The 12,036-nt window shown below is 70.2% G+C and carries 11 protein-coding genes; 7 read left to right on the top strand and 4 right to left on the bottom strand.

Going from position 1 to position 12,036, the window contains the following annotated elements; all coding sequences use genetic code 11:
• The first annotated feature begins 16 nt into the window (after positions 1 to 16).
• The 3 genes from cobO to NB3_RS26060 all read left to right on the top strand — a co-directional run bounded on the left by cobO (position 17) and on the right by NB3_RS26060 (position 2,586).
• Positions 17 to 631 (top strand): cob(I)yrinic acid a,c-diamide adenosyltransferase, encoded by a 615-nt coding sequence (gene cobO, locus NB3_RS26070; RefSeq protein ID WP_067808651.1) that lies wholly within the window; start codon positions 17 to 19, stop codon positions 629 to 631.
• 79 nt (positions 632 to 710) lie between these two features.
• Positions 711 to 2,231 carry a cobyrinic acid a,c-diamide synthase CobB gene (locus NB3_RS26065; protein WP_067808649.1) on the top strand — a complete coding sequence of 507 codons (1,521 nt, stop codon included), beginning with the start codon at positions 711 to 713 and terminating at the stop codon, positions 2,229 to 2,231.
• Positions 2,218 to 2,586: a cobalamin biosynthesis protein gene (locus NB3_RS26060; RefSeq protein ID WP_067808647.1), complete on the top strand. Its 369-nt coding sequence runs from the start codon at positions 2,218 to 2,220 to the stop codon at positions 2,584 to 2,586. The genes NB3_RS26065 and NB3_RS26060 overlap by 14 nt, the downstream gene beginning before the upstream one ends.
• 67 nt (positions 2,587 to 2,653) lie before the next feature.
• Here NB3_RS26060 and NB3_RS26055 read toward each other — a convergent pair whose 3' ends face one another.
• Positions 2,654 to 3,751 carry an Rv3169 family protein gene (locus tag NB3_RS26055; protein ID WP_067808815.1) on the bottom strand — a complete coding sequence of 366 codons (1,098 nt, stop codon included), beginning with the start codon at positions 3,749 to 3,751 and terminating at the stop codon, positions 2,654 to 2,656.
• A 2-nt stretch (positions 3,752 to 3,753) separates the two neighbouring features.
• Complete coding sequence (locus NB3_RS26050) at positions 3,754 to 4,884, bottom strand: phosphotransferase family protein (RefSeq protein WP_067808817.1); 1,131 nt, start codon at positions 4,882 to 4,884, stop codon at positions 3,754 to 3,756.
• Positions 4,885 to 5,138: 254 nt separating this feature from the next.
• On the opposite strand from NB3_RS26050, the gene NB3_RS26045 reads away from it, so the two are divergent.
• Both NB3_RS26045 and NB3_RS26040 read left to right on the top strand, forming a co-directional pair.
• Positions 5,139 to 6,479: a DoxX family protein gene (locus NB3_RS26045; protein ID WP_067808645.1), complete on the top strand. Its 1,341-nt coding sequence runs from the start codon at positions 5,139 to 5,141 to the stop codon at positions 6,477 to 6,479.
• A 67-nt stretch (positions 6,480 to 6,546) separates the two neighbouring features.
• Entirely contained in the window at positions 6,547 to 7,902 is a 1,356-nt protein-coding gene (locus NB3_RS26040; RefSeq protein ID WP_067808644.1) for a DoxX family protein, read from the top strand.
• A gap of 10 nt (positions 7,903 to 7,912) precedes the next feature.
• Here the strand turns inward: NB3_RS26040 and NB3_RS26035 are convergent, their stop codons facing one another.
• Positions 7,913 to 8,356: a nucleoside deaminase gene (locus NB3_RS26035; RefSeq protein WP_067808813.1), complete on the bottom strand. Its 444-nt coding sequence runs from the start codon at positions 8,354 to 8,356 to the stop codon at positions 7,913 to 7,915.
• A gap of 163 nt (positions 8,357 to 8,519) precedes the next feature.
• Between NB3_RS26035 and cobA the strand changes: the two genes are divergently transcribed.
• Both cobA and NB3_RS26025 read left to right on the top strand, forming a co-directional pair.
• The gene (gene cobA, locus NB3_RS26030; RefSeq protein ID WP_067808642.1) at positions 8,520 to 9,794 is read left to right on the top strand and encodes a uroporphyrinogen-III C-methyltransferase; all 1,275 of its coding nucleotides are present in this window, start codon (positions 8,520 to 8,522) and stop codon (positions 9,792 to 9,794) included.
• A 104-nt stretch (positions 9,795 to 9,898) separates the two neighbouring features.
• A complete protein-coding gene (locus NB3_RS26025) occupies positions 9,899 to 11,365 on the top strand; it encodes an MFS transporter (RefSeq protein WP_067808640.1) in 1,467 nt (488 codons plus the stop codon).
• A gap of 249 nt (positions 11,366 to 11,614) precedes the next feature.
• Here the strand turns inward: NB3_RS26025 and NB3_RS26020 are convergent, their stop codons facing one another.
• Positions 11,615 to 12,028, bottom strand: a complete 414-nt coding sequence (locus NB3_RS26020) for a PPOX class F420-dependent oxidoreductase (RefSeq protein WP_067808811.1) — start codon at positions 12,026 to 12,028, stop codon at positions 11,615 to 11,617.
• Between the last annotated feature and the right edge of the window lie 8 nt (positions 12,029 to 12,036).

Below are 12,036 nucleotides of genomic sequence, written 5' to 3'. Positions count from 1 at the left end.
CGAGCAAGGAGATTCGATGCCCAAGGGTGTTCCCGAGACCGTTCCCGACGACGGGCTGACCACGCGGCAGCGGCGCAACCAGCCGGTGCTCGCGGTGCACACGGGGCCGGGCAAGGGCAAGTCGACGGCCGCATTCGGTATGGCGCTGCGGGCCTGGAACCAAGGTTTCGACGTCGCGGTGTTCCAATTCGTCAAGAGCGCCAAGTGGAAGGTCGGGGAGGAAGCCGCCTTCCGCGCGCTCGGCGCCCTGCACGAGCAGACCGGCGCGGGCGGCCCGGTCGAATGGCACAAGATGGGTGAGGGCTGGTCCTGGACCCGCAAGCAGGGCACCGAACAAGACCACGCGGCGGCCGCGCTCGCGGGCTGGCAAGAGATCGCCCGCCGCCTGAAGACCGAACAGCACCGCTTCTACGTCCTCGACGAATTCACCTACCCCCTCAAATGGGGCTGGGTCGACACGGCCGAAGTAGTCGAAACCCTCCGCACCCGCCCGGGAAACCAGCACGTCGTCATCACCGGCCGCGACGCCCCCCAACCCCTCCTCGAAGCCGCCGACCTCGTCACCGAGATGACCAAACTCAAACACCCCATGGACGCGGGCCGCAAAGGCCAACGAGGCATCGAATGGTGATGTCCGCGAGTGGCACATGGCTGCGGCGAATCGCGAGAGGCCCGCACGATGGTGTGCCACTCGCGAGGCGGGGGCGGGGATGAGGGCCGTTGTGGTGGCGGCGCCGGCGTCGGGGAGCGGGAAGACGACGGTGGCGACCGGGCTGGTGGGGGCGTTGCGGAGGGTGGGGCATCGGGTGGCGCCGTTCAAGGTGGGGCCCGATTACATCGATCCGGGGTATCACGGGTTGGCGGCGGGGCGGCCGGGGCGGAATCTGGATCCGGTGCTGGTGGGGGCGGAGCGGGTGGTGCCGCTGTACCGGCACGGCGTCGCGGAATGCGATCTGGCCGTGGTCGAAGGCGTGATGGGGTTGTTCGACGGGCGGATCGACGAGCACCATTCGGGTCCGGTGGCGGAGGGCTCGACGGCGCAGGTCGCGGCGCTGCTCGGGGCCCCGGTGGTGCTCGTGGTGGACGCGCGCGGGCACAGCCAGAGCCTGGCAGCGCTGCTGCACGGATTCGCCACCTTCGACAGCGGTGTCCGGCTGGGCGGTGTGATCTTGAACCGGGTGGGCAGCGAACGGCACGAGCAGGTGCTGCGCGCCGCCTGTGATCGCGTCGGGCTGCCGGTGCTCGGGTCGTTGCCGCGCCTGGCCGAACTGGAGGTGCCGTCCAGGCACCTCGGCCTGATCCCGGCCGTGGAACACGGTCCGGCCGCCACGGCGGCGGTCGCGGCGATGACGGACCTCGTGGCCGCGCACGTGGACCTGCACGCCATCGCGGCACTCGCCCGTTCGTCTGTGTGGGGACCGGCGTGGGATCCCGCCGTGGCCGTGCGTGGGCTCGAAGGGGCAGCTGCTGCGAGTTCTGTGGGCGGAGTCGGCGACACGGGTGCGTCGACGGTCGACGGTGATGAGGACTTGTGCGTCTCGGCCGAGGCTGCCAACGCCTCGAGCGCCGGCGGAAGTGCGGACGGCGCGATTGCCGATGGGCAGGGTCCCCTGATCGCCATGGCCGGTGGCCCGGCGTTCACGTTCGGCTATGCCGAGCATCGTGAGCTGCTGGTGGCCGCGGGCGCGCGGGTGGCGGTGTTCGATCCGCTGTACGACCAATTGCCCTCTGGGACTGCGGCATTGGTCTTGCCGGGTGGGTTCCCCGAGGAACACGCCGCGGAACTGGCCGCCAATTCCGGCCTGTTGCGGGCGGTGGCCCAAGCCGCCCGGCACGGGATGCCGATACACGCCGAGTGCGCCGGGTTGCTGTATCTGACCCGATCACTGGACGGGCACCCGATGGCCGGAGTGGTGGACGCCGACGCGGAGTTCGGCTCGCGCCTGACTCTCGGCTACCGAGACGCCGTCGCGCTGACCGACTCGCCGCTGTGGCGCGTCGGCGAGCGGGTCCGCGGGCATGAATTCCACCGCACCCGTCTGGTGTCGGCGCCGCCGCGTGATCCGGTGTGGGGCTGGCGTGGCAGCGCGGGGGAGCGGGTCCAGGAAGGGGCGTCGAGCGGCAACGTGCACGCGTCGTACCTGCACACCCATCCGGCGGGGAACCCGGAAGCGGTACGGCGATTCGTCGTCGCCGCGACGCGGTTCGCGAGTTCCCGTGCCGTCGGCTGAGGTCGTCGTCGGCGTCGGCCTGCGACCGCGCACCCCGGCCCGTACGATCAGCGCCGCCCTGCGCGAGGGCGTGGGCGACCACCGGATCGTGTGCCTGGCCACCATCGCGCAGCGCTCCACGGAACCCGGCCTGCGCGCCGTCGCCGCGCACCTCGGGGTGCCGCTGCGCGCCTACTCTGCCGACGAACTGTCGACGGTCGCCGTCCCCAACCCCGCAGGCCGGACGCGCTCGGCCGTCGGCACGGCAAGCGTCGCGGAGGCCGCTGCCCTGCTCGCCGCCGACGGCGGGCCGCTGGTGCTGCCCAAGCGCGTCGTGCACGGCGTGGTGCTCGCGGCAGCGTTGTTCGCGCCGTAGCGCCCGGTTGCCGAGGACATTCGAAACAACCGGCAGTGACCACAGGCGGAACGTGACGGTGGTCGTCTCAGGGTGCGACCGATCCCCAGTCGGCGAAGCCGGTGGGGTCGTGACGGCCGATGCTGGCGTGTTCGAACAGGCCCCAGCCCTCGGCGTCGCCGCAGCGGGCGTGGGCGACGTGGTCGGTCACTCCGTAGGGGATGCGGGCGACGATCGCCGGGTCGGTGAGGTCGTAGCGGCTCGAGGACGACCAATCGCGGCCTTTCCACTGGCCGTGCTGCCAGTCGGGATCGCCGCCGTAGCCGCACCCGACATGCAGGGGGACGCCCGTGCCCGGCGTGATCTCGATTTCCAGGGGTTTGCCGCCCGGCGTGGTCAGCTCCAGGCGAGCCCCGACGGGAATGCGCGTGCCGGAACGGTAGGCGATGGAGATGCGGGGCCAGCCGAGTTGTTCGGTGCGTCCGTCGGGCCAGATCCGGGTCGCGTCGTTGAGGGTGCGCCTGCCGTCCGGCTCCTCCTGCACTATGACGACGACGGCGAAGTCGTCGAAGCGCAGCGGCACGTAGAGCCACCAGAATCCGCCCGAGGGTTCGGCGGCCGCGCGGCCGGGCGGTTCGGTCTCGCCGACCGGGCGGATGCCCCACGAGCGGTCCCTGGTTCCGGTCCACACCGCCGGATCGACGGTGATGTCGTCGCCGTCCACGCGCAGTGTTCCCGCCCACGAGCCCACCTGCGCGAACCGGGACGCGTCGATGATCGGCCGGTTGCCCGCGAGGATGAGGTGCGGCTGTTCCTGCACGGCGGGAAACGCCCCGGTCCAGGTGAGGTCGAAGCCGAGATCGTCGTGTTCGCAGACCACCCGGATGCGCTGGAGCGGCTCGAGCACCTCGACGCGGTAGCCGCCGACGCGCTGGTCCAGGCTCCGGTCGCCGAGCGCGTCGGAGAAGCGCACCGCGCGCACCGTGTCGCCGCGGCGGACGGCGGCGTAGGCGTCGGTCACGCCCAGGTTCGGGTACACGCCGAGTCCGGTGATCAGGAACGTGCCGCCGTCGCGGTCGTGGGCGTTGAAGTAGCTGCGGTCGTAGAAGTTGCGATCACTGCCGGCCACCCGGGCCAGCGACAGCGGGGTCTGGTGAATCGGATATTCGTCCAAGGGCACAGGCATGGTCAGTCCCATTCGTAGGTTCCGTCGAGCAGCGCTTCCAGGCTTGCCCGGTGCATGACGTAGTCGTCGCGGTCCGGCGTGTCGGTGTCCTCGCCGAAGTGGATCATCCTGCGCTTGACCCGCGCCATCACGATCGCGTGGCGCAACGCGGCGTACACGATGTAGAAATCGAGGTCGCGCACCGAATGGCCGGTCAGCTCCTGGTATTTCGACACCACGTCGTCGCGGCGCAGGAAATCGGGGAGTCCTGGCTGATCGAAGCGGGTGGCCAGATCCTGGAAGAACCGGTGGATGAAGATCACCCAGCCCAGGTCGAGTTCCCGCGGCCCGAGAGCGGCCATCTCCCAGTCCAGCACCGCCACCGCGTCGAATTCGCGGTAGATGATGTTGCCGGGGCGGGCGTCGCCCCACGTGAGCACGTCGGGGCCGGGGTCGGCGGGCCAGTGCTCCTCCAGCCACGCGAAACTCCGCTCGATGAGGGGGATTTCGAAGCCGTCGTCGGCGAGCGCCCACCGGTACCACGAGCGCTGCGCGGCGACGTGCCTGCGCAGCGATTCGCCCGGCCCGTCCAGCATCGGGAACAGCGCCGCCGGGTCGGGTATGCCGTGGATCTTCGCGATCACCTCGACGGTGTTGTGGGTGAGCCGGAGGCGTTCGGCGGGATCGGCGTCGAACAGCCAGCCGACGAACACGTACGGCGGGTTGTCCGTCGGCACCCGTCCGTCCACCCGCCGCATGACGAAGAACGGCGCGCCGAGCGGCTTCTCGTCGTTCTCCAGCCAGCACAGGCCCGGCACCGGAACGTCGGTGGCCGCGGCGACGCCCGCCATCACCTGGTACTGGGTGGCCAGGTCGTAGGTCTCGAAGACGGGGAACGATCCGGCCTCCGGCGCCATCCGCGCGACGAACGACCCGCGCTCTGCGCGCCCGCCCGCGGTCCATTCGGCGTCGAACAGGATCGAGGTGCTGGACATGCCGCCGGACTGCGGACGCGACAGATCGAGGATGCGCGGCGGTTGGTCCGCGGCGACCTTGGCGTGCAGCCAGCGCGTCAGGTCCCCGGCGAGGGTGTCCAGGTCGCGTTCGCTGACGGTCAGCTGGTGTCGCTGTGCCGGGTCCGGATCGTCGGTCATCATTGTCCTCCTGACACGTGCGGCCCGGGTGCACCGCGCACGGTGCGCCGGGATACGCGACTGTAACGCGTTCTAGTTATGCGGCGGGCCGGAACCGGGAACGAATCCCGCGCGGCCCGGTCGGGCGGGCGCGTAGGCCGAAAGAAGTACCCGGAAAGCCAGGGTTTTCCCGGAGGTCATCCCATGACCTGGTCGGATACGTTCGGCTGGCCAATGTGTCGGCTCGCGAGGGGAGCGGTGTGAATACCGTCGAAATGGATGTGGTGGCCGGCGACGAAGCGCGGTCCGGCGCCGAGCGGCGGCCGTGGAGCCTGCCTGCCCGGATCGCGTTCCGCTTCGCCTTCGCCTATTTCGGCCTTTTCTGCCTGCTGTTCGCGCAGATCCTTTTCGTTTTCACCGGGATACTGAGCAAGTGGCTGCCGGAAGATGCGGTCATCTGGCAGATGCGTGCTACGGGCCCGCTGGTCGGCTGGGTCGGCGACCACGTCTTCGGGGTGGAGGCCGTCTTGCACGAGGATTCGGGCAGCGGCGACCAAGCCGCCATCTGGCTTCTGATCCTCTGCGAACTCGTCGCGGCGGTGCTGATCACGATCGTCTGGTCGGTCCTCGACCGCCGCCGCGACTACGTGACACTGCGCAGCTGGTTCCTCGTGTTCATCCGGCTGTGCCTCGGCGGACAGATGCTCTTCTACGGCCTGGCCAAGGCGATTCCGTCGCAGATGCCCGCGCCGTCGCTGACCGCGCTGCTGCAACCGTACGGGACGATGAGCCCGGCGTCGGTGCTGTGGAACCAGGTCGGAGCCGCTCCCGCGTACGAGATCCTGCTCGGCACGGCCGAAGTGCTCGGCGGCCTGCTGCTGTTCCTGCCGCGCACCGCGACGGCGGGCGCGTTGCTCAGCCTGGTGAGCATGGCGCAGGTCTTCGTGCTGAACATGACCTACGACGTGCCGGTGAAGATCCTCTCGTTCCATTTGCTGCTGCTGTCGCTGGTGGTGCTGGCGCCGCAGGCCGGGCGGCTGGCGAACGTCCTGGTGCTGGAACGCCCGGCCGAACCGGCAGCGCAGCCGCTGCTGTTCGATTCCCGCCGAGCGAACCGGATCGCGGCAGCGGTGCAAGTGGCGCTCGGTCTGTGGGTGCTGATCGGTGGGGCGTACATCGGCTGGCAAACCTGGCGCGAGTCGGGTGACGGCGCGCCGAGGCCTCCGCTCTACGGCATCTGGACCGTCGGCGAGTTCACCAGGGACGGGCATCCGGCGCCGCCGCTGCGCACCGACGAGGTTCGCTGGCAGCGGCTGATCGTCGATCGCCATGGGACGACGGTGCAGCGGATGGACGACTCGTTCGTCCCCGTCGTGGCGGTGGTCGACGAGGCCGCGCACACCATCGTGCTGTCGGAGGCCGCGCCGTCGGCGGGCGCGCCACCCGCCCGTCTCGGCGCTTTCACCTTCACCCAGCCCGGCCCGGACGCGCTGGCACTGACGGGTGAGCTGAACGGAACGCCGGTGACCTTGTCGCTCGACCGGATGGACCTGAACTCCTTCCCGCTGCGCGGCCGTGGCTTCCACTTCGTTCAGGAATATCCGTACTTCCGCTGAAAATGCCTACGGCAACGGTGCTTTTGGATACCTTCGGTCTGCATCGACTCGGACTGGAGGGACCGCAGTGACCGAAGCGATCCTCGATCGGACAGACGCCGCGGACGCGGAAGCGCCGGAGCCGCGGCCCTGGCGCGCGACGACGCGGGTGGCGTTCCGCTTCGGTTTCCTGTACTTCGGGCTGTTCTGCCTGACGTATCCGGCGATCGTCCCGGAGTTCCTCGGACTTGCGCGCGAAGGATTGCCGGACTGGGTGAACTCCGGCGTCGCCCGTGCGCTGCGCCCGGTGATCGAAGGGACCGGGACGGGGGTGTTCGGCGCGTCCGTCACGGCGAACACGGCCTCGATCAGCGGTGACCAGGCCTACTTCTGGGTGCTGGTGTTCGTCGTCCTGGTGGTGGCGGTGCTCGGGACCGTCATCTGGAGTGTGCTGGACCGGCAGCGGCCGCACTACCGGGTCTTGCAGCCGTGGTTCCTGCTGTTCGTGCGTTTGTCCCTGGCGGGGCAGATGGTCGCCTACGGCATGGCGAAGGCCATCCCCACGCAGATGCCGCCGACGCCGCTGAGCCGCCTGCTCGAGCCCTACGGGAATTTCAGTCCGATGGCGGTGCTCTGGAACCACATCGGGGTGTCGCCGCAGTACGAGATCCTGCTCGGCTGCGCGGAACTGCTCGCGGGCGTCCTGCTGTTCGTACCGCGTACCGCGCTGGTGGGCGCGATGCTCGCGTTGGTGTGCACGACGCAGGTGTTCGTGCTGGACATGACCTACGACGTGCCCGCCAAGATCCTGTCGTTCCACCTGGTACTGCTGTGCCTGGTGCTGCTCGCCCCGGAGGCCGGCCGGCTGGCGAACGTGCTCGTGCTCGACCGGCCCACCGGACCGTCGACGGCGCCGCCGCTGCTGCGCTCGCCGCGGGCCAATCGCATCGCGGCCGCGGTGCAGATCGCGCTCGGGGCGTGGCTGGTGTTCTCGAACGCCTACACCGGCTGGGAGAGATGGAACGAGCAGGGGGCGGGGCGACCGGAGCCTCCGCTGTACGGCATCTGGGCGGTCACCGACTTCAGTGTGGACGGCAAACCGCTGCCGCCACTGACCACCGACGAATTGCGTTGGCAGAGAATTGTTTTCGATCGAGACGGCGTCACGGTGCAGCGAATGGACGGCCAATTGGTCCCGGTCCTCGCCATGGTCGATCCGGGCGCGCGCACGGTGGTCATGGCCGCGCCGCCCGCAGCGGTCGGCGCGGGACCGGAGCCGCTGGGCAGTTTCGGCTTCGACCGGCCCGCACCCGAGCGGCTGACTCTGACGGGCACCCTCGCCGGGCAACCGGTCACGGTGGCACTGACCTCGGTCGCGCTCGATGACTTCCCTTTGCGCAGCCGAGGGTTCCACTGGGTGCAGGAATACCCGTATTTCCGCTGAGCCGCCCGGGTCAAGCGTCGAGGTCGTCGGCGAACCCGATGTCCTCGTGCCAGAGCGCGGGATGCTCGGCGATGAAGCGGGTCATCAGGTCGATGCAGCGCCGGTCCTCCAGAACGGTGACGGCGACGCCGTGGCCGGCGAGCCACTCGTGCCCGCCGGAAAAGGTCAGCGACTCACCGACCACCACCGAGCCGATGCCGAACTGGCGGACCAGGCCGCTGCAGTACCAGCACGGCGAGAGCGTGGTGACCATGATGGTGTCGCGGTAGTCGCGCCGTCGTCCCGCCGCGCGGAAGGCGTCGGTCTCGGCGTGCATGCTGGGATCGCCGGATTGCACCCGGCGGTTGCGGCCGCGGCCGAGCACGGCGCCGTTCGCGTCGAAGAGGGCGGCGCCGATCGGGATCCCGCCTTCGGCGAGTCCGCGCAGCGCTTCGTCGTAGGCCACGTCGAGCAGTCGTGCCGGTGTCAGCTGCTTCATCGCTCCGCCTTTCCGAGCTGGACGACTCCACCGCAACCTACCGCCGTGAGCTGCCGGATCGCTCGCTACTCGCCGGACAGGCCTGGCCCGTGCCGGTCGATTGCCGGGGCCGCACGGTCACGCCGTAGGCTCGAAACTTGTGCCGAACACGTCAGACGCAACGCAAGACCAGCCCACCGGCGACCCGAACTACCTGGTCGGGCTCGATCTGCACGGACGACGTGTCGTCGTGGTCGGCGGCGGGTCGGTGGCGCAGCGCAGGCTGGGCCTGCTGATCGCCTCCGGCGCGGAGGTCCACGTGGTGAGTCGTGCCGTCACGCCCGCGGTCGAGGGGATGGCGAGCTCCGGGCAGATCACCGTCACGCTGCGCGAGTACGCCGACGGCGACCTCGACGGCGCCTGGTACGCGATCGCGTGCACCGACGAGCCGGAGACCAACGCGGCAGTGGTGGCCGAGGCGACCCGGCGGCGGATCTTCTGCGTGCGCGCCGACACGGCACGGCTCGGCACCGCGGTCACCCCCGCCACCGCGCGCTACGACGGGCTGACCCTCGGCGTGCTCGCGAGCGGGCAGCACCGGCGCTCGGCGGCCGTGCGCAACGCGGTGCTGGAGGCCCTGCAATCCGGTGTGGTGAGTGACGACTCGACGCCGATCGCGCCCGGCGTCGCCCTGGTGGGCGGCGGACCGGGTGATCCCGACCTGATCACCGTGCGCGGACGGCGGCTGCTGGCCAGAGCGGATCTGGTGGTCGCCGACCGGCTCGCGCCGCCGGAACTGCTGGCCGAACTCGGGCCCGAGGTCGAGGTGGTCGACGCCGCCAAGATCCCGTACGGCCGCGCCATGGCGCAGGAGGCGATCAACAACGCGCTGATCGAAGGCGCGAAAGCGGGCAAGTTCGTGGTGCGGCTCAAGGGCGGTGACCCGTACGTGTTCGGGCGCGGCTACGAGGAACTGGAGGCCTGCGTGGCCGCCGGGGTTCCGGTCACCGTGGTGCCCGGCGTCACCAGCCCCATCTCGGTGCCCGCCGCCGCGGGCATCCCGGTCACCCATCGCGGCGTCACCCACGAGTTCGTGGTGGTGAGCGGACATGTCGCGCCGGACCACCCGGACTCGCTGGTGGACTGGCCCGCGCTGGCCCGGCTGCGCGGCACTCTGGTGCTGATGATGGCGGTGGAGCGGATCGAGCAATTTGCCACCGCGCTGCTGGAGGGCGGTCGCCCGGCGGGAACGCCCGCCACCGTCATCCAGGAGGGCACGCTGCGCACGCAGCGTGTGCTGCGCGCCGATCTCGGCACGGTGGCCGCCAGGGTGCGCGCCGAGGGCATCCGCCCACCCGCGATCGTGGTGATCGGCCCGACCGCCGGATTCTCCGCCGACGCGATCGCCCCGCACGCCGACTCCGCGGCGGGCTAGCAGCCCCCTCCCGTCGGCCCGGCCCGGCCGGGCCGGTGGGTGGACAAATGCGGCAGCGGCATCAATTACAGTGACTCACTGTGCTTCGGAACCCCGCTGCGACGATGCAGTACCCAGTGACGCAGCGGGCCTTCGGGCTCGCGATCCTAGTGCTGAGCGGATTGCAGCTCATGGTCGTGCTCGACGGCACGGTCGTGATCTTCGCGCTGCCGCGGCTGCAAGAGGAGATGGGGTTGTCCAGCGCGGGCAGCGCGTGGACGGTGACGTCCTACGGCCTCACCTTCGCGGGCCTGATGCTGCTCGGCGGCAGGCTCGGCGACGCGTTCGGCCGCAAGCGCATGCTCGTGGTCGGCGTCGCGCTGTTCACCCTGGCCTCGCTGTTGTGCGGGTTGGCGCAGAACCAGGCGATGCTGCTCGCGGCGCGCGCGTTCCAGGGCGCCGGCGCCGCTGTCGCGGCACCCACCGCGTTCGCGCTGGTGGCGACGACCTTCGCGCCGGGCAAGGCACGCAATCAGGCGATCGCGATCGTCGGCTCGATGGTCGGCATCGGCTCCGTCGGCGGGCTCGTGGTCGGCGGTGCGCTGACCCAGCTGTCCTGGCGGTGGATCTTCCTGATCAACGTCCCGATCGGCGCCCTGATCATCCTCGGCGCGGCCTACAAGCTCGCCGACACCGAACACCACCGTTCGGCCCTCGACCTTCCCGGCGCGGTGCTGGGCACCATCGCCTGCGCGTCGATCGTGTTCGGCGCCACCGAAGGGCCGGAGATGGGGTGGGGGCATCCGGCGATCATCGGTTCGCTGATCGCGGGCGTGGTGCTGCTGATCGTCTTCGTGGCGCTGGAACGGCGGGTGGACGACCCGCTGCTGCCGTGGTCGCTATTCGACAGCCGCGACCGCGTCGCCACCTTCCTGCTGATCTTCCTGGCCGGTGGCGTGCTCGGCGCGATGACCTTCTTCGTCGCGCAGTTCATGCAGAACGTCATCGGGTACGGGCCGCTCAAGGCGGGCGTCGCGGCGATTCCGTTCACCGTCGGCATCGGCATCGGCGGCGCGGTGGCCTCCAAGGCGGCGCTGTACGTCGCGCCGCGCTGGCTGCTCGCGGGCGCGGCCGTGGTGCTCGGCGTGGGACTGCTGTTCGGCTCGACGCTCGACGGCGAGGTCATGTACTTCGCCACGCTGCTGCCGCTGCTGGTGGTGATCGGCTTGGGCGTCGGCATCGCCATGGTGCTCGCGCCGCTGTGCGTGCTGGTCGGCGTGCCACCGGCCAACATCGGGCCGCTGGCCGCGGTCGGGCAGATGTTCATGAACCTGGCCACGCCGGTGGCCATCGGCCTGCTCACCCCGATCGCCGCCTCCCGCACCCTCTCGCTCGGCGGACGCACCGAGAAGGTCGCCGGGATGACGGCCGCGGAGATCGCCGCGCTCGGCAACGGCTACACCCTGGTGCTGTTCGTTTGCGCTCTCGTCGCGTTCGCGGCCGGATTGGTCGCCCTGACCCTGCGCTTCACCCCCCAGCAACTGGCCATGGCCCAGCACGCCCAAGAGGAAGCGCAGCAAGGGGGCGCTTAATTCGCCGCTTGTTCGTCGCGGCGCGTTCGCAGCCTCCTCATGGCTTGAACGTGGTCGAGGTCGCCGGTTGCGGCACGAGGCGCAATCAGGACCTGTCCACTACGCGCCGGGGTGTCACGCGCACGACTGCGTGCGGCCCGTCGTCGACCGAGGCGGGTCGGTCCCGAGCCGGGCCGCGAACGGCGGATGCTCGGTCTCGCTTCGTTCGAAGGACGTGAGGGAGCTCGCCGGTTGCGGCTCGAGGCGGACTCAGAACCTCCCCACTACGCGCCGAGGCGTCACACGCACGATGACGCGCGGTCCGTCGTTGACCGAGGCGGGGTTGAAGTCGGCGTACTTCTGTCCGGTGTACTTCGCCGACAGCTCGTCGGGCAGCGTCTTGTCCGGGTCGGGCGTGATGGTCGCGCTGCCCCGGATCTCCGCGTAGACGTACGGGTTGTCCGGCGGGTTGATCAGCACGGTGATGCGCGGGTCGCGCGCGAGGTTCTTGCCCTGCTGACGATCGGTCGTGGTGGAGAAGAGCAGGTCGTTGCCGTCGCGCTTCAGCCAGATCACGGTCAGATGCGGTTGCCCGTTGGGTCCGATCGTGGCCGCGGTGGCGAAGACCTTCTCTTCGTCCAGGTACTTCTTCAGGTCGTCGGAGAGCTCTGCGATGCTGGTCACGCTCTGAG

Origin of the sequence: Nocardia beijingensis NBRC 16342 (genome assembly GCF_001612785.1) — a bacterium.
In the GTDB taxonomy this organism is placed as follows: Bacteria; Actinomycetota; Actinomycetes; order Mycobacteriales; family Mycobacteriaceae; genus Nocardia; species Nocardia beijingensis.
Note: the sequence above shows the minus strand (reverse complement) of the source record. Positions and strands in the feature narration are given on the sequence as shown.

What these genes read in the sequence shown, in the direction of transcription:
- cobO (WP_067808651.1), top strand. Translation starts at nt 17, where the DNA reads ATGCCCAAGGGTGTTCCCGAGACCGTTCCCGACGACGGGCTGACCACG.
- NB3_RS26065 (WP_067808649.1), top strand. Translation starts at nt 711, where the DNA reads ATGAGGGCCGTTGTGGTGGCGGCGCCGGCGTCGGGGAGCGGGAAGACG.
- NB3_RS26055 (WP_067808815.1), bottom strand. Translation starts at nt 3,751, where the DNA reads ATGCCTGTGCCCTTGGACGAATATCCGATTCACCAGACCCCGCTGTCG.
- NB3_RS26050 (WP_067808817.1), bottom strand. Translation starts at nt 4,884, where the DNA reads ATGACCGACGATCCGGACCCGGCACAGCGACACCAGCTGACCGTCAGC.
- NB3_RS26045 (WP_067808645.1), top strand. Translation starts at nt 5,139, where the DNA reads ATGGATGTGGTGGCCGGCGACGAAGCGCGGTCCGGCGCCGAGCGGCGG.
- NB3_RS26025 (WP_067808640.1), top strand. Translation starts at nt 9,899, where the DNA reads ATGCAGTACCCAGTGACGCAGCGGGCCTTCGGGCTCGCGATCCTAGTG.